Annotated in this window: 19 protein-coding genes; 9 read left to right on the top strand and 10 right to left on the bottom strand. The window is 50.2% G+C overall.

Features of this window, described 5'->3' with window-relative positions; genetic code table 11:
• Positions 1-217 precede the first annotated feature (217 nt).
• The 10 genes from B9Y59_RS00250 to B9Y59_RS14845 all read right to left on the bottom strand — a co-directional run bounded on the left by B9Y59_RS00250 (position 218) and on the right by B9Y59_RS14845 (position 9,545).
• The gene (locus B9Y59_RS00250) at positions 218-784 is read right to left on the bottom strand and encodes a hypothetical protein (RefSeq protein WP_085531024.1); all 567 of its coding nucleotides are present in this window, start codon (positions 782-784) and stop codon (positions 218-220) included.
• A 17-nt stretch (positions 785-801) separates the two neighbouring features.
• A complete protein-coding gene (locus tag B9Y59_RS00245) occupies positions 802-1,476 on the bottom strand; it encodes a hypothetical protein (protein WP_054324646.1) in 675 nt (224 codons plus the stop codon).
• A 114-nt stretch (positions 1,477-1,590) separates the two neighbouring features.
• Complete coding sequence (gene gyrB, locus B9Y59_RS00240; RefSeq protein WP_085531022.1) at positions 1,591-3,531, bottom strand: DNA topoisomerase (ATP-hydrolyzing) subunit B; 1,941 nt, start codon at positions 3,529-3,531, stop codon at positions 1,591-1,593.
• A 216-nt stretch (positions 3,532-3,747) separates the two neighbouring features.
• Positions 3,748-4,257, bottom strand: a complete 510-nt coding sequence (locus B9Y59_RS00235) for a hypothetical protein (RefSeq protein WP_143255172.1) — start codon at positions 4,255-4,257, stop codon at positions 3,748-3,750.
• 21 nt (positions 4,258-4,278) lie between these two features.
• A complete protein-coding gene (gene remB, locus B9Y59_RS00230) occupies positions 4,279-4,551 on the bottom strand; it encodes an extracellular matrix regulator RemB (RefSeq protein ID WP_054324648.1) in 273 nt (90 codons plus the stop codon).
• Positions 4,508-5,614 carry a DNA replication/repair protein RecF gene (gene recF, locus B9Y59_RS00225; protein WP_242967163.1) on the bottom strand — a complete coding sequence of 369 codons (1,107 nt, stop codon included), beginning with the start codon at positions 5,612-5,614 and terminating at the stop codon, positions 4,508-4,510. Before recF ends, remB begins: the two co-directional genes overlap by 44 nt.
• Positions 5,583-5,822, bottom strand: a complete 240-nt coding sequence (locus B9Y59_RS00220) for an RNA-binding S4 domain-containing protein (RefSeq protein ID WP_085531018.1) — start codon at positions 5,820-5,822, stop codon at positions 5,583-5,585. Before B9Y59_RS00220 ends, recF begins: the two co-directional genes overlap by 32 nt.
• 92 nt (positions 5,823-5,914) lie before the next feature.
• Complete coding sequence (gene dnaN / locus B9Y59_RS00215) at positions 5,915-7,024, bottom strand: DNA polymerase III subunit beta (protein ID WP_054324678.1); 1,110 nt, start codon at positions 7,022-7,024, stop codon at positions 5,915-5,917.
• Positions 7,025-7,505: 481 nt separating this feature from the next.
• Positions 7,506-8,825, bottom strand: a complete 1,320-nt coding sequence (gene dnaA, locus B9Y59_RS00210; protein WP_054324649.1) for a chromosomal replication initiator protein DnaA — start codon at positions 8,823-8,825, stop codon at positions 7,506-7,508.
• A gap of 327 nt (positions 8,826-9,152) precedes the next feature.
• Positions 9,153-9,545 (bottom strand): hypothetical protein, encoded by a 393-nt coding sequence (locus B9Y59_RS14845; RefSeq protein ID WP_143255171.1) that lies wholly within the window; start codon positions 9,543-9,545, stop codon positions 9,153-9,155.
• 91 nt (positions 9,546-9,636) lie between these two features.
• On the opposite strand from B9Y59_RS14845, the gene rpmH reads away from it, so the two are divergent.
• The 9 genes from rpmH to B9Y59_RS00160 all read left to right on the top strand — a co-directional run bounded on the left by rpmH (position 9,637) and on the right by B9Y59_RS00160 (position 19,120).
• Positions 9,637-9,771, top strand: coding sequence for a 50S ribosomal protein L34 (gene rpmH, locus B9Y59_RS00205; protein WP_038322395.1), 135 nt, complete (start codon positions 9,637-9,639; stop codon positions 9,769-9,771).
• A 290-nt stretch (positions 9,772-10,061) separates the two neighbouring features.
• Entirely contained in the window at positions 10,062-10,397 is a 336-nt protein-coding gene (gene rnpA / locus B9Y59_RS00200) for a ribonuclease P protein component (RefSeq protein ID WP_085531016.1), read from the top strand.
• On the top strand, positions 10,394-10,630 hold the full coding sequence (gene yidD / locus B9Y59_RS00195) for a membrane protein insertion efficiency factor YidD (RefSeq protein WP_085531014.1): 237 nt from the start codon (positions 10,394-10,396) through the stop codon (positions 10,628-10,630). Before rnpA ends, yidD begins: the two co-directional genes overlap by 4 nt.
• 15 nt (positions 10,631-10,645) lie before the next feature.
• Positions 10,646-11,695, top strand: coding sequence for a YidC/Oxa1 family membrane protein insertase (locus B9Y59_RS00190; RefSeq protein WP_054324654.1), 1,050 nt, complete (start codon positions 10,646-10,648; stop codon positions 11,693-11,695).
• A 57-nt stretch (positions 11,696-11,752) separates the two neighbouring features.
• Positions 11,753-12,610 (top strand): RNA-binding cell elongation regulator Jag/EloR, encoded by an 858-nt coding sequence (jag, locus tag B9Y59_RS00185; RefSeq protein WP_085531012.1) that lies wholly within the window; start codon positions 11,753-11,755, stop codon positions 12,608-12,610.
• Between the two features lie 170 nt (positions 12,611-12,780).
• A complete protein-coding gene (gene mnmE, locus B9Y59_RS00180) occupies positions 12,781-14,145 on the top strand; it encodes a tRNA uridine-5-carboxymethylaminomethyl(34) synthesis GTPase MnmE (protein ID WP_085531010.1) in 1,365 nt (454 codons plus the stop codon).
• 467 nt (positions 14,146-14,612) lie between these two features.
• Positions 14,613-16,511: a tRNA uridine-5-carboxymethylaminomethyl(34) synthesis enzyme MnmG gene (gene mnmG / locus B9Y59_RS00175; protein WP_085531008.1), complete on the top strand. Its 1,899-nt coding sequence runs from the start codon at positions 14,613-14,615 to the stop codon at positions 16,509-16,511.
• Positions 16,508-17,218 carry a 16S rRNA (guanine(527)-N(7))-methyltransferase RsmG gene (rsmG, locus tag B9Y59_RS00170; protein ID WP_085531006.1) on the top strand — a complete coding sequence of 237 codons (711 nt, stop codon included), beginning with the start codon at positions 16,508-16,510 and terminating at the stop codon, positions 17,216-17,218. The genes mnmG and rsmG overlap by 4 nt, the downstream gene beginning before the upstream one ends.
• A gap of 1,332 nt (positions 17,219-18,550) precedes the next feature.
• Positions 18,551-19,120, top strand: coding sequence for a flavodoxin family protein (locus B9Y59_RS00160; protein ID WP_158088886.1), 570 nt, complete (start codon positions 18,551-18,553; stop codon positions 19,118-19,120).
• Positions 19,121-19,487 lie beyond the last annotated feature (367 nt).

Raw genomic sequence — 19,487 nt, 5'->3', positions numbered from 1 at the left:
CTACCTCAATACACCTTTTCGGGCGTTGTTTTAAGAAAATAGAGAGGATGGTCTCGGATGATCCCTAAAAAGGTTCTGATCTCAACGCTCTTTTGGAGGGCCGTTTTATATCCGACAGATTCCAGCACACCCGCAGAAATTCCTTTCCGTTTGTCCGGTGGGGAGCTTTTTCTTTTCGCCGCACACTTTCGTCTTTCTGGACAGCAGCCCGTCCCGTTTACGATTTGATACACAAATACCGGCTGGCAAACTGTTCGCGCAGATGAATCGAAATTGCTTCCCGTTGTTCCGGCGAAGTCCGTTGTTTGTCGACGATCAAAAGCCGCCGGTCCCAACCGCCTATCACCACCCAAAATGCAGGGCTTTCCAGGCATGCATCATAATCGCTCCAATAAGCGCTGATTTTTTCATAAGGGGTATCGCAACAAACGCTGTCCCGATAAAGAGAAATTTGACACGGCTCCTGCCAAAAACGGTTCTGTTCAAAGACCGCTTTGGCGCGTTTGCGCTGGTTTTCCGGCTGTATCCAGAAAAACCAGGCGGCCAAAAGGACGGCCAAACATCCGATCACAAGAGGAATCCAAGCGGTTGCATATTGATACCGGTAAAGCGGAATACAAGAAAACGCCAGCGCAGCCACCGTCAACGCAGCCGCCGCACGCACACCTCTGCGATTCCAAATCGAACGGTGGCTCTCCGCGAGCACGGCCGCCTGTGCATATTGTTCCGCGGTGAGTGTTTGTCGCACTACAGCAAGTGGGTCTCCCTCATAAAACGTTGGCATCGCCGTCCTCCTTTCAGCTATTCCTCCCGCGGATGCGTTCCCGCCAGAATGGCTGCCTGGACCTCTGGCAAAACCGAAGGCTCCACGCAACGCATGGGAAGGATCACCATATCGTCACCCTTAAAATAGACAACGATATTCTGCTGATAGATCGCACTTTGACAGGAACCATCCAGCGGAATCTCCCACTGGTTTTCCCCGCGCCCCATCTCGATCTTGTGCGGATAAACTTCCATACAGATCTCCTTGCCATCCGTATTCCGTCTGGCATCCTGCTTGATACGGATGTCCGGCAAAAAGATCATAATGAAGATAAACGCCGCGCAGACGGTCGCAAAAAACAGATTGTCTGCATTGTGATTCAAAAAGAAAAGCACCAGGAAAGCCAAAAACAGGACGGAAAAAACAATCAGCTGAATCCGCATGCGTTTTTTACGCCGTTTATCAAACTGTGTTGCACGCATGCAGGTGCGAATTTCCTCTTCCGTCAGAACATAGGAGAGCTTGACGCCGGTGATGGTATCCTTGTAATCCTCATCGGCCCCCTCTGCCACGATCTCCGCTTCACTGCCATCCCACTGGACAGGCTCCTCCTGTTCTTCTTCCTCCAAAAGCTCCTGTTCGGGGGTCTCGTCCCCCTGCGGTTCCGGAGGCTGGGCGTTCTCTTCGTTTTCTCTTGTGTAATCTTTCATGTAGGTTTCTCCTTTATATGTTTGGACGCTTTGCGTCGCTCTGCGGATTCCCTGCCAAAACCGGCAGGGGCCTTTGGTTTGCAATATCACCGGCCGGCGAAGCGCGGCCGCCAATCAGATGTCCAGATTCTGCACATATTTTGCATTCTTTTCAATGAACGCACGGCGCGGCTCCACCTTATCGCCCATCAAAATGGTAAACGCTTCATCCGCTGCCGCGGCGTCCTCGACCTCAACCCGCAACATTGTGCGGGTCTCCGGATTCATAGTCGTCTCCCAAAGCTGCTCGGAGTCCATTTCACCGAGGCCCTTATACCGCTGAATCTCGTAGCCGCTCGCCAACTCTGCCATCAATTTGTCCCGCTCCTTGTCGGAGAACGCGTAGTAGTGGTTCTTTCCCTTACTGACGCGGAACAGGGGAGGCTGTGCCAGATAGATATGCCCTTCCTCCACAAGAGGTTTCATAAAGCGGAAAAAGAAGGTCAACAGAAGCGTACGGATGTGGGAGCCGTCGACGTCGGCATCCGCCATAATGATAATTTTACCATAGCGCAGTTTGGTGAGGTCGAATTCCTCGCCAATCCCACAGCCCAATGCTGTGACAACCGGCATCAGCTTTTCATTTCCGTACACCTTATCCAGACGAGCCTTTTCAACGTTCAGCATTTTGCCCCATAGGGGAAGAATCGCCTGGTATTTCCGGTCGCGCCCGCCCTTGGCGGAGCCCCCTGCGGAATCACCCTCGACGATGTAGATTTCCGTCTCATCGGGGTTACGGCTCTGGCAATCAGCCAGCTTGCCCGGCAGAGAGGCGGTCTCCAATTCCGATTTACGGCGCACCAATTCACGCGCCTTGCGCGCGGCCTCACGCGCACGGGAAGCGGACAGCGCTTTGTCAAAGATCGTGCGGGCGGTGGCAGGATTCTCCTCCAAATAGGTCGCCAATTTATCCGCCACCAATTGGCTGACCAGCGTACCCACTTCGGTATTTCCCAGGCGCGCTTTGGTCTGGCCTTCAAATTGGGCGTCCTTGACCTTGATGCTGATAATCGCAGTCAAGCCCTCGCGCACATCTTCGCCAGACAAATTCTTATCATTGTCCTTTAGGATATTGTACTTGCGGGCATATTCATTCATCACACGGGTCAGAGCCCGCTTGAATCCATCCTCATGGGTGCCGCCATCCGTCGTATGGATGTTGTTGGCAAAACTCAGGATCAACTCGTTATAGGAATCGTTGTATTGCATGGCGACTTCCGCCGTGGAGTTGTTGTCCGGCGCGGTGCAGGAAAAGTGAACGATGTCCTCATGAATCGGCTCTTTTTCCTTGTTGATGAACTCCACAAAACTGGAAATACCGCCTTGATAACAGTAGTTATCCTGCAGACGGTGTTCCGAATCGCGCTCATCACGCAGTTCGATATGCACACCTGCATTTAGAAACGCCTGTTCGCGCAAGCGTTTTTGCAGGGTTTCATAGTCGTAAACCGTCGTGTCCTTAAAGATTTCTGCATCCGGCTTAAATGTGACTGTGGTGCCGGTCTGATCGATCGGACAATCGCCGATGACCTCCAAATCCCCTGTGGCCTTTCCATATTCAAACCGCTGATGGTAGATCTTCCCCTCGTGGTAGACCTCCACCTCCAGCCAGACGGACAGCGCATTGACGACGGATGCACCGACGCCGTGCAGGCCGCCGGCAACCTTGTAGCCGCCGCCGCCGAATTTGCCGCCGGCATGCAGGATCGTAAACACCACCGTAACCGCCGGTAAACCCGTCTTATGCTGAATCCCCACTGGAATACCACGTCCATTATCTGTGACGCGAATGACATCGCCGGGCAGAATCACCACATCGATCTTGTTGCAGTAACCGGCGAGCGCCTCATCGATCGCATTGTCCACGATCTCATACACCAGATGATGCAAACCGCGCGGGCCGGTGGAACCGATGTACATCCCCGGACGCTTCCGAACAGCCTCCAACCCTTCCAGAACCTGTATCTGGTTTTCATCGTATGTCTGATTCGCTTGCATGACTTCGTTTATATCCATTTTACACTATTCCCCCAATAAGACACATAGCAGGTGCGAAAACGCTTCACACCTCCGGCGGCAACCGTACGGCAGAATCAAAACCAACTGAAAATTAAAAAACGGAAGTCCCGTCTGCCAATCCCAAAAATCTGGCCGCCCTTTCTTCGAACAGGATGCATAAGATCGTTTCAGACAATCCGAAGCCAGCTTCTCGGCCGGCCTCCTTGATATCCATCATAACCGCTTTGGAATCCGCGGGTGATCGCCCCCCTCAACCGGATTCCTCTGGGGCGCGCCCCTGGCTGCCCCGGACGCCGGCTGGCCTCGCCGCGGCATTTCACGCGGAATATCCACGCGCTGGGTGTCGTGAACCGGCCTTTGAACCGGCCTTTGAACTGGCCTGCGGCGGATGGATTGCGGCACACTTGGCGGGTCCTTTGCCTGCTGAATGGGACGCAGACGCACAAAAAATGGGCTGATGAAAAAGAAAATGAGAAACGGCACAGCGATCAAGACCAGTGCGGTAAAGCTGAATTCCTGTACCAGCGCCACAAATAATACGAAAAAGATCGCGCCAGCCACTGCCGCTACTACCGCAAGAGGGTAGATACGCTTATCCAACGACACATTGGAACAGGAGCCGCATTTTCCGCAGCGGTATTCCCCCTGTGTTTTGAGTGCCCATGCGCGGAACCAGTTGACTGTTTTCCCACAATGCGGGCATTTTGGAAGCATTCGTCGCATGATTTTCCCCTTTTCGTTGATTTAAACATTGGAAATTTCGTCGATATACCCTGTGCGCTTTAAAAGCGTCGCAGAGGAAATCTGAGAGATATAGACCGTTTCACGGTTCTTTTCATCACGGCAAAGCACAAACGATTTCGGCAGTTCCATACTGACATTGACAACTTTTCCGGACTTTTCCGCCTGTGCCAGATAGTTTCTCGTAATTTTTGAAATGGTGGAGGTTTCCATATTGAAGATACCGACGATTTCATCCATTTTGATCACGGTATCCTGCCCCAAATGTAGGTACATAAAGCTCTCCTCTCCGTACTTCAAACAGCGCTCCATCCTCCAAACGCTTCACTGCGTCCGGTTCGCAACATGTCAAAAATACCTGCCGGCCGTCCAACCGGTTGAGCAGGTAGTTCTGCCGTCCGGTGTCCAGCTCACTCATCACATCGTCCAACAGGATCACCGGCGTTTCGCCGCTTTCCCGTTCCAGGACGTCTGCTTCGGCCAGTTTGAGCGCCAAGACCAAGGACCGCTGCTGTCCCTGAGAACCAAAAGCCCTTGCAGACACGCCGTCCACGGTTACTTCCAAATCGTCGCGGTGCGGACCAACGGTGGTATGCCCGCTTTGGAGATCATCGCGGCGCGCAACTGCCAATGCCTCTCTTAGATTTTCGGCGCTTTTTTGATACTGTATTCCAAAACATTCCTTATTTTCGGAAATCCCCGCATAGAGTTCTCGCGCAGGACCTTCCAGTTTCTCTATGTAAGACGCCCGTTCCTTTGCAATCGCGTCTCCATACCGTGCCAGGCGGTCATCCCAAATCTCCAAGGTATCCAGCAGCTCTGCATGGCGCGGAATATCCTTCAAAAGCGCATTGCGCTGAACCAAGGTATGATTGTAACGCGACAATAACGGCGCATAAGCCGGCTTCACCTGGCACAGGGCCGCATCCATAAAATTTCGCCGCAATGCCGGACCGCTTTTGATTAAGGAGAGATGCTCCGGCGAAAACAGCACTGCGCGAAACTTTCCGACCAATTCTGCCGGAGAACGCTTCGGCACGCCGTTGAGCGCCGCACTGCGCCGACCATTCAGAATAGTGAGTTCCGCCTCCTGTTCGCGCTCCTCGCTATAAAATTGCAGGTTCAATGTGGCCTTGTCCTGTCCAAAGGCGACCAACTCCCCGTCGCGCGCGCCTCGAAAGGAACGCCCTCCGGTAAATAGCCACATGGCCTCCAAAAGATTGGTCTTCCCCTGCGCATTCCTGCCATAGATGACATTCATCCCCGGACAGGGGGACAAGCTCCCCGCACAGAGGTTTCGGTAATGTTCAAATGCCAGATGAATGATCTTCAGGGCCACACACCTCGTAACATACGTTGTTGTATACCGCCTGGTCGCCAGGCCGCATTTTTTTGCCGCGCATGGTGCATGTTTCACCGTTTACCTGCACCTTCCCGGCTTGAATCTCAAATTTTGCCTGGCCGCCGGTATCCACCGCGCCACCACATTTGAGTAGAGCATCCAAACGGATAAACTCTGTATCGATTGAGATACGTTCTTTCTTCATAAATCGGTCTCTTTTCTTCAAAATAGGGTCCTCCGGCAGCGGATTCTTCCCTGTTACCGACGTTTTTGGGGAATCCGCTGCGGGGATACCGGTCAGTTTTCACTTTTTAAGCGGACTGGCAACACTAGGAATAAAAAGGCGTTCCCTTCCCTCGGAAGAACCTTCATTGGACTTAAGGGGCCATTTAACTGCACCTTTACTTCGTCTCCCTCCGCGTTGCGCAGGGCGTCCAGCAAGTACCGGTTATTAAATCCAATCTCTACCGTGTTGCCGGTCATCTGTGCCTCAAATTGATCGTTTGCGCGCCCCATGGAGGTGGAACAAGACAGCTTGATCTCGTTGTCTTCAAATACACAACGGACGGGGCTCTTCAAACGGTCGGTAATCAACAGTGAAACACGCTCTACGCTTTCAATAAAACAGCGTGTATTGACAAACACTTCTGTGCTGCTTGCCGACGGGATCGCTGCTTTATAATCTAAGAATTCTCCTTCCAAAAGCCGTGAGATCACCGTATACTTTCCAATTTTAAACAGAATATGTCTCCGTCCAACCAATAGGGAGAGGGTGTCCTCTTCACTGTCGCTGAGCAACTTCGTCACTTCGCTGAGCGTCTTACCAGGGACAACAAAGTTCGTTTCTTCCGCACTTTGTACCGGTTCCTCGCGGATTGCCAGCCGATAACCGTCCACGGAGACCAATCGAAGCGTCCCACTTCCCAATTCGAACAACGTTCCCGTATGAATGGGCTTGGCATCTGTGTCTGCAACGGCAAAGATGGTTTGGCGGATCATACTCTTCAACAGGCTGTGTGGAAGTTCAATCGTTGTTTCCCCTGTAATCGAAGGGATCTCCGGATATTCCTCCGCAGGTATCCCTACGATCGAAAATTCGCTGGGGCCACAGGTAATTGCGGTGATATTCTTTTCGTCTGAAGAAATACACACCTGATCGGCGGGAAGGCGGCGCACAATATCGCCAAACAAACGTGCGCTCAAAACCAAGCTTCCCGGTTCATCCACTTTTGCCTCAATGGTTGTTGTCATCCCTAATTCCAAATCGTAGCCACACAGGGTGACTCCCTGCTCATTAGCTTTTAAAAGAATACCTTCGAGCGCTGGAATCGAGGACTTTGTGGAAACCGCGCGCTGTACATTTGAGACAGCTTCGGTCAACTGTTGTTTGCTGCAAGTTATTTTCATCGTATCACCCTTTATCGATTCGGGCCAAAGTGGCTCGATGTTTTCCACCTTGTTTGCTGTGTTTCCACTGCAACTTCCGGTTTTCTCTTTATATAAGCATTGCATTGGTATGCTTTTGATTTAGTACCAGCAGTAGGGGCCGGGGAAATGTGGAAAATTTCCGCAAATCCAGCGGCGGTGCGGAAAAATAACCATGAATTTTCATTTTTTGTATGTTTATGCATTGTGGAAGGTTGTATTATTAACCGCAGAATCAACAAAGTGTTGAAAACTCTGTGGGGAAAGTTGAAAACACGTTAAAAGTTTTAGAGGTACAAAAAGCCGTCCGTTTCATAGGTATCTTTTTTAGAAACGGCTTAAAATTTTCTATACTATTTGTATTATCAAAGGCGCACGGGGGCGAAAAATACCCCCATTTGTCCAGGAAAATTGCCGGTTGGCGGAAACGGCGAAAAGACAAGCACGGCTGAAAAAAGCCCTTTTAACGATCGCGGATGTTTTTGATAATATCCTCGACGGTCCCTTTTGTCTTGGGGTCGCGCGCCATCCCTTTTTCTACCTGCTGAATCGCATAGACCACCGTCGAATGGTCGCGCCCTCCGAATTCTTCGCCGATAGAGGTCATGGGCATTTGTGTGATCTCGCGGACAATGTACATGGCCACTTGGCGCGCGTTGGAAATATTGGCAGAGCGCTTGCTCGAACGGATGTCTTCCGGACTGGCGCCGTACGTACGTGCGACTTCCTCGATGATTTTCTCTACGGTCACAGGGACCGGCTGCTCGTTGTTGATGATGTCGCTCACAGCCATCTGTGCGGTCGTCAATGTTAAGGAGTCGCCGTTCAGAAGATAGTACGCCTTCATCTTTTTGACCGTGCCTTCCAACTGGCGAATGTTGTTTTTCAGCCGGTTGGCGATGTACTCAATCACATTGTTCGGCAGGTTGATGCCGAGCAACTCCGCCTTACGCTTGATGATGGCGATGCGTGTTTCAAAATCCGGCGGCTGAATGTCGGCTGTCAGGCCCCATTCAAACCGGGTGAGCAGGCGTTCTTCCAGGGTGGCGATGTCCTTTGGCGGCCGGTCCGACGTCAGGACAATTTGCTTTTTGGCTTCATATAAGGTATTAAACGTGTGGAAGAATTCCTCCTGCGTGGATTCTTTGCCTGCGATAAACTGAATATCGTCGACCAGAAATACGTCTGCTTTCCGGTATCGCTGGTGGAATTCTGCGGTTGTGCCGTGACGGATGGCTTCGATTAACTCGTTTGTGAATTCGTCCCCTTTGATATAGACAATGTTCATTTCCGGATGGGTCCGGGAAATCTCGTTGCAGATGGCATAGAGCAGGTGTGTCTTTCCGAGTCCGGAATTTCCATAGATGAACAGCGGGTTGTATAACGTTGCCGGTTTAGTGGCGACCGCCATGGATGCCGCATGTGCAAATTTGTTTGACGGGCCTACGATGAATGTGTCAAAGGTGAACTCGTAGTCGTCATTTTGAGAAGAGGTGTCCTCTTCCTCCTCCTTTTCTGAGGATGGCATATCCTCTGGAACACATATTTGCACCTGAATTCCCGGCCCGAAGATCTCTGCAACGGCGTCGTTGAGAAGATCCATGTAACACCGGTTCAGCGTCTGCCGATGGAATTCATTGGGGGCCTTCAACAGTGCAATCCCCTTCGCAAAGTCCAAGCTGACCGGTTCGATCCGGCTGATCCAAGTGGTATAGGCCACCTCTGTGATATGCTTTTTACAGTAATCGCAAATAAAACTCCAGGCTTCGGTAAAAGATTCCATGGTTGAACCTCCGTGTTTTAAAATCTTCCTTGCTGCTCCTTCTCGACATTACAAACAAAGCTGGCAAAATTGGAACCGGCATATCCATTTTTTACCAGTTCTGGGAATCGGTATACTTCAGACAGTATCTATCTTATAGTATCACAAATTCATCGCTTTTACAACTTTTCCACAGTTAGAAATCGATTTGGTGAAAAGCTGTGGAAAACATTTTTGCGGTTTCTGCGCGCCCGCAGGAGCTTTTTTTGAAAAGGGCGCGCAAAAATGTGCAATCAAAGGCCACCGAAAGACGCGTTAAGATCGGAAAAACTTGGTATAGGGCGAATATCAATCTTCCCTAAGAGGGGTATTAGCCGCCCGATCGGTTTTCTTAAGGCAGCGTTCTAAAGTGCGGCCTTTCTTTTTAGCATGAGGCGCAAGGATGTTTGGGCTGCCGGAAACCGTTGAAAAAGAGACGGTTACACAGGGATGAAAATGGCACATCCGCATGATGAAGAAGGTGGCCTTTAAAGACAGATTGAGCGGAAGAAAAAGGAATGGTTCAGAAAGAATAAAAAAGAGTATCCCAAGGGATTTCCATAAGGAAGTGGGACAGTTTTCGGCCAAAAATTTTTTTATTTTTACGTGTTTCATATCCGGGACAACTGCATCTTGTGGTGTGAAAAGAAGGCGGACCTTATCTCTTGAGAAAATCATACACAAACGCCGGTTTTCTGGCACATTTTTTCTGTAAGAAAAGGTTGACAGCCCGGACAGGTATAATATATAATGCTAAATTGCAAGGTTTGTACCCCGAAAGGAGGGTTTATTTATGCTGAGAACGTATCAGCCCAAGAAGCTCCACAGAAAAAAGGAGCACGGCTTCCGCAAAAGAATGTCTACTAGCAACGGCCGCAAGGTATTAGCCCGCCGTAGAGCAAAAGGCAGAGCGCGCCTGAGCTACTAAGACAAAAGGCCACCGAAGTGTGGCCTTTCTTTTTAGCATGAGGCGCAAGGATGTTTGGGCTGCCGGAAACCGTTGAAAAAGAGACGGTTACACGGGGATGAAAAAGGGTTCCGATGGAAAAGGGGATCGCATGGTTTTCTAGCGGGGCGGTCCTTTGGCCTTTATGAAAAGGCCCTCCTGTTTTTGAGGTTACATGCGGCCTTTTTGTCAGAAAAGACAAAAAAGAACCGCGAGTGAATGTAGCTGTCCGCCGTGTGTTTAGGCATCCTGCTGAAAGCGATTGAAGAACGATGGATTTGTTTATACCTATCAAAGAGAATCGGGATTTCCGGCGAATTTATACGCGGGGAAAATCATATGTGTCGCCGGTTGTGGTGACCTATATTTTAAAAAATCGCAGTCAAAACGTGCGAGTGGGAATAACAACGGGGAAAAAGACCGGCAACGCCGTCAAGCGTAACCGGTCCAGACGGATCATCCGGGAGGCGTTTCGTCAGGCGACCCCGCAAATCCGAGAGGGATTTGATTTTATTTTAGTGGCGCGCGGCCGCACGCCCTTTGTAAAAAGTACGGATATTTACCGCGTGTTAATGCGGCAATTGAAAGACGCGGGTGTTTTGAAATGAAACGCCTGCTTATTTTGCTTATTCGGTTTTATCAGCAGGGGATCTCCCCGTTTAAGCAGCCCTGCTGCAAATATTATCCGACCTGTTCCAATTATGCGTTGCAAGCGATTGAGCGTTTCGGTGCGTTGAAAGGATCTCTTTTGGCGCTGTACCGCATTTTACGCTGCAATCCATTCAGCCGGGGCGGATACGACCCGGTCCCGGAGAAAAAGGAAAAGGGAACATCAAAATAGAGGAGAATGTCATACATGGAAATTTTTAATTGGTTTGGTAGTATTTTGGGATATTTGTTGTGGTTCCTTTACGAAATTGTCCCGAATTATGGCGTTGCAATTATCCTGTTTACGATTATCACCAAGCTGTTGCTTGTTCCTTTTTCAATCAAACAGCAAAAATCCATGGCGGCCAATAGCAAAATGGCAGCCAAACAGCAGGAGATCCGCACCAAATATGCAAATGACAAGCTGAAAATGCAGGAAGAAATGCAGAAGCTGATGGAGCAGGAGGGTGTCAATCCGACCAGCGGTTGTTTGGTGACCCTCATCCCGTTTCCGATCATGCTGGGCATTTACTACACGGTTTTGTACCCGCTGCAGAATGTGCTGCATATCAGCGTGGATTCGATCAATAAAGCGACGGCTTTGCTGTCGCAGATTCCGGGCGTGGGCACGACCCTCAACGCCGGATATTATTCCCAGATGGAAATCATCAAACATTTCGACCAGCTTCGTCCGCATCTGACAATGTTTACTGGGGACGAGCTGTCCCGCATGGAATCCCTGAGCCGCGGATTCAATTTCTGTGGCCTGAACCTTTTGGATACGCCGCAAAGCAGCCACTTTTTGACCTTTATGTGGTTGATTCCCGCACTGTGCCTTTTGACATCCCTGCTTTCGCAGGTGATTATGATGAAGATGCAGCCCGGCATGAGCCAGCAGCAAGGTTGCATGAAGTGGATGCTCTATCTGATGCCACTTTTGACGGCCTGGATCGCCTACACAGTACCGGGTGCTGTCGGTTTCTATTGGACCATTCAGACGGCGGTGAGCTTTGTGCAGTCCTTGCTTCTGCGCAAATTCTGTAGCCCAGCAATCGTAAGTGCAAAAGCAGAGGCGCAGCGAGTCGCGCTGCGCGAGGTAGAGGAAGCGCGGATGAAACCATTGGCTGTTCCTCTCAAAATTCAAGCAGGGCCGGCGCCAAAATTGCAGAAAAAAGAAAAGGCCGTGACGCAACAGCCCCAAAAACAAAAGGGAAAGCAAAAACAGAGCAGCGACGATTACCGGGGAACCAAAAAATAACGTAAAGAACGCGCCGCGTAAAGGAAAACCGTGCGGTGTGAGCCGGGAGGGTTAAACGTGATCAAAGAAGCAATTGGAACGGGTAATACGGTGGAAGAGGCCTTTGAGGCCGCGTGTAAGGAACTGGGGGTAGAATCCCACGAGGCGGAATTTGAAATCCTGGAGATGCCGGTAAAAAAGACATTTGGCCTGTTTGGAGGAAATCCTGCGAAGGTGCGCGCATATGTCAAGAACAGTCCCGCAGATGCTGCGGCAGAATATTTGAAGAGCATTCTTGCTAATATGGGTCTGTCCAATGTGCAGTTTGACATCAAAGAGGAAGAGAGCGGGGCCCTGATTTCCTTGTCCGGTGAGGATGTCGGTTTTATCATCGGCCATCGTGGAGAAACACTGGACGCACTTCAGTATTTGTCCGGCCTGGTAGCCAACCATATTGAAAATACCTATTTCCGTATTACGCTGGATATTGGCAATTATCGAGAAAAACGCAAGGACACCTTGGAGGTTCTCGGAAAGAAGATTGCGGCAAAGGCGGTCAAGACAGGACGCAATTGTTCCTTGGAGCCCATGAATCCCTATGAGCGCCGTATCATCCACACGGCGGTTCAGACAGTGGAGGGAGCAAAAAGTTGGAGCGAAGGGGAAGATCTCAACCGTCATGTGGTGATTGGACCTGTGGATGGGGAGAAACCCTTGCCGCGCAAGCCCTACAATTCCCGTGGTCCGCGCAGGCCTTATGGGGATAAGCCGCGCGGCGATTATCATAAGAATTACGGCGGAAACAGAGGCCCGCGCCCACAGGGCGGTCCGCGGCCTTCTTCCCAGCCGCAGCAGCGGCCTCAGCAGCCCCGGAAGGAAACCTCCGGCCCGCTTTATGGCCGCATCGACATCAACCGTAAAAAGGACGGCGAATAATGCTGTCTGCTGGATAACAGACGGAAGGGGGACGGTTCTGCGGAATCGTCCCCTTTTGTCATGCAGTGGAAAGGGGAACCTAGTGGATTTTGTTGGAATATGGAGGGGTTCGTCCAGGCGCCCGACCGAACATCCCTGAAAACAGGTTCTTGTACAAAGGAGGAACTTTCATGTCAAAGACGATCGCTGCTATTTCCACACCGCAGGCCGCGGGAGGAATTGGGATTGTGCGCATTTCTGGACCGGAGGCTCGCGCTGTTGCCGGGCGTGTATTTACATCGGCGCACGGGAAAGTCCTGGAGGAATGCCGTGGATATACCGCTTTGTATGGCCGGGTACACGATGAGGAGGGCGACATCGATGAGGCGATTGCCCTCAATTTTATTGCGCCCGCCAGCTTTACCGGAGAAGATGTGGTGGAACTCTCCTGTCACGGGGGGATTTATGTGATGCGCCGTGTTTTGCAGGCGGTGCTCGCAGCGGGGGCAGCACCGGCTGGTCCTGGCGAATTTACCCGCCGCGCGTTTTTGAATGGAAAACTCGGCTTGACTGAGGCGGAATCCGTGATGCAGATCATATCCGCCCAAGGGTTAGAGGCTGGAAAGGCCGCAATGGCTGGGCGGGATGGCGCATTGGAGCGCCGGATCCGGAAAATTCGTGCAGGGTTGACCGCGGTTGCAGCCCACCTGGATGCATGGGCTGACTACCCCGAGGATGATATACCCGAAGTGAATGGGGCCGATTTGCAGCACTCTTTGGAGGATGCCAAGGAGGAGCTGAACCACCTGTTGTCCCAATTTGAGGCGGGGCGTGTCCTGCGCGAAGGGGTGGAGACTGTAATCGCCGGACGTCCAAATGTCGGAAAATCCACCCTGATGAACCTGCTTTCCGGCTGTGAGCGTTCTATTGTGACAGAATTTGCAGGGACTACGCGCGATGTAGTGGAGGAGACGGTGCTTCTCGGTGGTATCCCGCTTCATTTGGCGGATACGGCGGGGATTCGCTCTACGGAGGACCCGGTGGAACGGATCGGCGTTGACCGGGCGCGGGAGCGCGTGCAGACGGCCCAGTTGGTTTTGGCCGTATTTGACTCGTCGCAAGCTTTGAACGAGGAGGACCGTCTCCTGATCGAGTCGGTACAAAATACCCCCGCAGTGGCGGTCATCAACAAGAGCGATTTGCAGAATGTAATCAACTTAAAGTATATTAATTCAAAATTTAAACAAATAGTATTTATTTCTGCCCTGTCGGGTGAAGGATTAGAGGCGCTACAGCAGGCGGTTGCATCTCTTTTAAAGACCAATACCCTGGACCCATCGAGCGGGATTTTATTTACAGAACGCCAGAGAGATGCGGCCCGGCGGGCGCAGGGCTGTGTACAAGAGGCATTGGATGCACAAAAGGCTGGTATGACTTTGGATGCAGTGACGGTTTCTGTTGAGGGTGCTGTTTCAGCCTTGTTGGAATTGACCGGGGAGCGCGCAACAGAAGCGGTTGTCGATCAGGTTTTCTCTCAGTTCTGTGTTGGTAAATAACCATTGGATATGAATGGAAAAATGTCCATGCAATCATCACGAGGAATTGAGGGTAGGATGCCGGAAGTCCTCTGGTGGCGCATCTTTTCAGACTGGTTCTTTAAAGAGCGAGTTGGCTTGGGAAACGGCATTGTGTGATAGGGTCTGAAATAGGAGCAAAAAAGCAGGTCTTGGCGGTGATAAAAAACCGGAAAGAATTGTGAAGCAATTCGGAAAAGCAACGGGAGATAAAAGGCGTTGGATGAGAAGAGGCCGAACAGCGAATGGGAATGAAAAATGGGAGAACAGGTCGCTTAACACCCGATGATTACATTGAATGAAGAAAAAGGGAGGTTCCCATTGGATTTTGGGAGAAACGGGAACCGGCAAATCTCTTTCAACTGGAAATGATCGAGGAAGAATGTCGGCTCAAAAGTAGATTGTACAGAGAAAAAGAGAATCTTTTTTTAAATCTGAGCGGTTAAGGAATGGAAAATAGAGAGGGGGAACCCAATTTGACCTATCAAGCGGGAACATATGAAGTGGCGGTCATTGGAGCAGGACATGCAGGAATTGAAGCGGCTTTGGCGTCTGCACGGCTGGGTTGCGAAACAGTGGTGTTCACCATCAATATGGATGCGGTTGGAAACTGCCCGTGCAACCCGTCCATTGGCGGTACAGCGAAGGGGCATTTGGTGCGGGAGATCGACGCGCTCGGCGGAGAGATGGGGCGCACAGCAGACGCAACCTTTTTGCAGAGCCGTATGCTCAACAAAGGGAAAGGGCCTGCGGTCCACTCCCTGCGAGCACAGATTGATCGACGAGAATATAGCAAGGTGATGAAACACAAGCTGGAATTACAGGAACACTTGCAGTTGAAGCAAGCCGAGATCGTCGATCTCTATCCAGATCAAGACGGTTGGAAGTTGACGACCCGTATGGGTGCACAATATGCGGTCAAAGCAGTGGTGATCGCAACGGGGACTTTTTTAGGCGGCAAAATCTTTGTAGGCGATGTGGCCTATGAAAGCGGGCCGGATGGTATGTTTCCGGCGGCTTTTTTGGGGGATTCCTTGAAGAAATTGGGGTTGCGCTTACGCAGGTTTAAAACCGGGACCCCTGCGCGTGTCCTGCGTTCCAGCATTGATTTTACTGATTTGGAAGTGCAGGAAGGCGATGAGCCGGTTGTACCATTCTCTTATGATACGTTACATCCGGGGAAAAATCAGGCGGTCTGTCATGTTTCCTGGACCAACGAGGAGACCAAACGGATTATCCTGGAAAATATTCACCGTTCTCCGCTCTATGGTGGAAAGATCGAGGGGGTGGGGCCTCGTTATTGTCCAAGTATCGAGGATAAAATCGTGCGTTTTGCGGATAAGAAGCGCCATCAACTCTTCATTGAACCCTGTGGAAAGGATACCGAGGAGATGTATTTGCAGGGGATGAGCTCTTCTCTGCCAGAGGATGTACAACTTGCCTTTTATCGGTCCATTAAGGGATTGGAGCACGTGGAGATCATGCGCTGTGCGTATGCGATTGAGTACGACTGTGTGGACCCCTTACAGATGGAAGCCACGCTGGAATTCATGGATTTTCCCGGATTGTATGGCGCAGGGCAGTTTAATGGCAGTTCAGGGTATGAGGAGGCCGCGGCGCAAGGGTTGGTTGCAGGCATCAATGCAGCTTTGAAAATTCAGGGGAAAGAGCCTTTGATTCTTGACCGTGCAGGCTCCTATATCGGAACATTGATTGACGACCTGATTACCAAGGGGGTCACAGATCCCTACCGGATGATGACCTCCCGTTCAGAATACCGCCTGGTTTTGCGCCAAGATAATGCGGATGAGCGGTTAACTCCGACCGGACGTGAACTGGGGTTGATTGGGGACAGCCGTTGGAGCCGTTTTTGTGAAAAGGAAGAGCAGAAAAAACGCGAGATGGCCCGTGTGCGCCGAACGGTTTTGCCGCCCTCGGATGTACTCAACGATATTCTTGTTTCACGTGGAACAACGCCGGTTTCCACCGGTGTAAAGTTAGCGGATCTGCTTCGCCGTCCAGAGCTCAGTTATGAGGCGTTGACGGCAGTGGATATCACCCGTCCAGTGTTGCCTGCGGCCGTATTTGAAAATGTAGAGATCGAGATCAAATATGAAGGGTATATCGAGCGCCAAAAGGCGGATATTGCAGAAATGCGCCGGCTTGAGGGCAAAAAATTACCCCGCGGTGTGGATTATACGGCGGTGATTGGCCTGCGCACAGAAGCCCAGGAAAAGCTGCAAAAGGTGAAACCAGCAAACATTGGCCAGGCTTCGCGCATCAGTGGCGTCAGCCCCGCGGATATCTCCGTTCTGCTGATTTGGTTGGCAAAGGAGGGAAGAGCATGAGTGAGGATATCCGGAATTATTTGCAGGAAAGTGCTACGCCTTACGGTGTGGAGCTTTCAGCCGGGCAATTGAAACAATTTCAGACCTATATGGAATTGCTGTTGGAGTGGAACGAAAAAATGAATTTGACAGCGATTACCGAGCCAAAAGCTGTGGCAGTCAAGCATTTTTTAGACAGCATTTTGTTACTGCCTTATATGGAGGGAGGGGACACCCTCATCGATGTTGGCACTGGAGCAGGGTTTCCCGGCGTACCGCTCAAAATCATGCGTCCGCAGTTGCATTTGACTCTTCTGGATAGTTTAAACAAGCGGCTTCGATTCCTAAAGGAAGTGTTGGGACAGCTTGGCCTCGAGGCGGCGGTGGTTCATGCGCGTGCGGAAGAGGGTGGAAGGATGCCAAATCTGCGTGCGCAGTTTTCGTTTGTAACCGCCCGTGCGGTGGCGCCGCTCAATTTGTTGTGCGAGTATTGCCTTCCCTTTTTACAGATGGGCGGAACTTTTTTGGCGATGAAAGGGCCGGAACCGGAGGAAGAGATCGCAACTGCAAAGAAGGCGGTTTACCTTTTGGGGTGTGAATTGGAAGGGGTGGAACACTTTACACTTCCCGGCGGAGATGCACGCAGTTTGGTCCGCATACGCCGCATCAAACCGCTGCCTTCCATTTATCCGCGGCATGGGGCAAAAATTGCAAAGAGTCCGCTTTAAAAGAAAATAAATCTCAGAGGATGGGGAGAATGCGAAAGGAATACGCTGAATGATGAAGGCTTTCCCGCCCTTTGCAGGTTCCCTATGCACCGAAGGCTCTGTTTTGACTGTTCCCAATCTAAAACCAAAATGAGTCTCAGCAAATTGAAAGCATATGAGAAGGTGTGCTCTGGGGAATAAAGCCTTTCCCATGCTTTGCGAGGCTTGTACACCGAATTCTGTTTTGATTGTGCTGAATTTAAAACCAAAATGAGTCCCTGCAAATTGAAAGAATATGAGAAGGTGCGCCTTGGGGAATAAAGCCTTTACCATGCTTTGCAAAGTTTGTACACTGAATTCTGTTTTGATTGTTCCCAATCTAAAATAGAAATGAGTCTCAGCAAATTGAAAGAATATGAGGAGGTGCGCCCTGGGGAATAAAGCCTTTCCCATGCTTTGCGAGGTTTGTACACCGAATTCTGTTTTGATTGTGCTGAATTTAAAACAAAAATAAGTCTCAGCAAATTGAGAGAGTATGAGAAGGTGCGCCTTGGGGAATAAAGTCTTTCCCATGCTTTGCGAGGTTTGTACACCGAATTCTGTTTTGATTGTTCCCAATCTAAAATAAAAATGAGTCTCAGCAAATTGAAAGAATATGAGAAGGTGCGCCCTGGGGAATAAAGTCTTTTCCATGCTTTGCAAAGCTTGTATATCGAAGGCCCTGGTTTGATTGTTCTTAATATCCACGTATGGTGCATTGTGTGCGTGATTTTTTATGGGCTGTACGGAAAGAGGGAATTCTGTTTTGAACAGAAAGCGGACGACAAAACGGTATTGAAATGGTATTGGGAGCAAAGATATGGAATCGTTTGGCATAAAAATTCATTTGTACTTTTCTTAAAACCATTTTAAGGGAATGGATGTATAATGAATGGATTTTTGAAAATGACTGGTTTCCAATCGTGTTGTATCCATAGGCTTATCAATCGATGGTTCACAACTCATTTACAACAAATCTGAAAATCTGAAAGATATAGGGACCTTTGAATCGAGAATTCTTGGGATTTTTATTTTTGGAATCCTTTTTTATGGTATGGATTGTTCGATGCCGTCTATGCCCAGAAGTTTTTACATAGGGCATGGGGGCGGATGGGACGTCGGAGAAAGATCGATAGAAAAAGGGAGACGCCGCGCGTTTACGCCGGAAAACGGGCGTCAATGGGAAGATGGGCCATTTGCTTGGGCTGTTTAAAGAAGGGAAGGAAATTCCCTCAGAATATGGGGGATGGCGACTACTTTTTACGCTAGATTGTGCAGAAAAAAAGGAGACTACGGATGGAGGGAGAGATTTTTTTGAGAGCGTTACTGATCAATGCAAGTCCTAAGAAGGATGGCAACACCGCGCGGCTGCTCGGCCTGGTGGCAGAAGCCTTTCTACAAAGAGGAATTGGGACAGAGATTCTATGTTTGGGGGAACAGCAGTATGCATTTTGCCGGGGATGCAGGAGTTGTTATCAGACGGCGGAATGTGTCCAACGGGATGATGTACAAGAGATTTTAAAAAGGATGAGCGAAGCAGACGTCATTGCGATCGCCTCCCCAGACTATTGGGGCGGAATCACCGGGCAGCTTAAAGCTTTTATCGACCGTTGTACCCCCTACAGCCCCGCTCATCAGCCGCATGCGGCCCTGCCGGCAGGGAAGAGGGGAATCAGCCTTGCCCTGAGCGCACGGGAGGACCCCCGCGAGTGCAAAGAAATTTTGGCGCGGATTGACCGTTTTTTTGTTCGTTTGGGGATTAAACCGATGGCGAATTATTATACATGCGGTGTTTTGACCGAGGACGATCTAAACCAAAATGAAGGAAAACTCGCAGAGGCGGCTTTTTTTGGCACAGAGATAGCCAAAGCGCTGGTAAAATAGAAAAGCCGCAAAGAAAATGAGCCATATCTCTTACGAATGGCAAATTTTCATCGGATACTTGAAAGGTTCTATTTTGATTGTTGGATTGCCAGTCTTTTGGAAGCTTGTATTGGCCCGTTTTCCTGTCTGTCCGGGGATAAAGACGGGGATGTCCAGGAATACAACCTTGAGACGGCCCTTCTTTGGCACAGAGATAGCCAAAACGCAGGTAAAATAGAAAAGCTGTAAAGAGAATCAACTATAATCTTACGAACTATAAAATTCTAAATGAATACTTGGAAGGCTCTATTTCGATGACTGCATTACCTGTCTTTTAGATATGATTTGCCTGCTTCTTGGACGTCAGGAGAGAAAGATGAGGATATTC

It is taken from the genome of Anaeromassilibacillus sp. Marseille-P3371, assembly GCF_900169665.1.
GTDB lineage: Bacteria > Bacillota > Clostridia > Oscillospirales > Acutalibacteraceae > Anaeromassilibacillus.
This window is presented reverse-complemented; position numbering and strand designations above follow the sequence as displayed.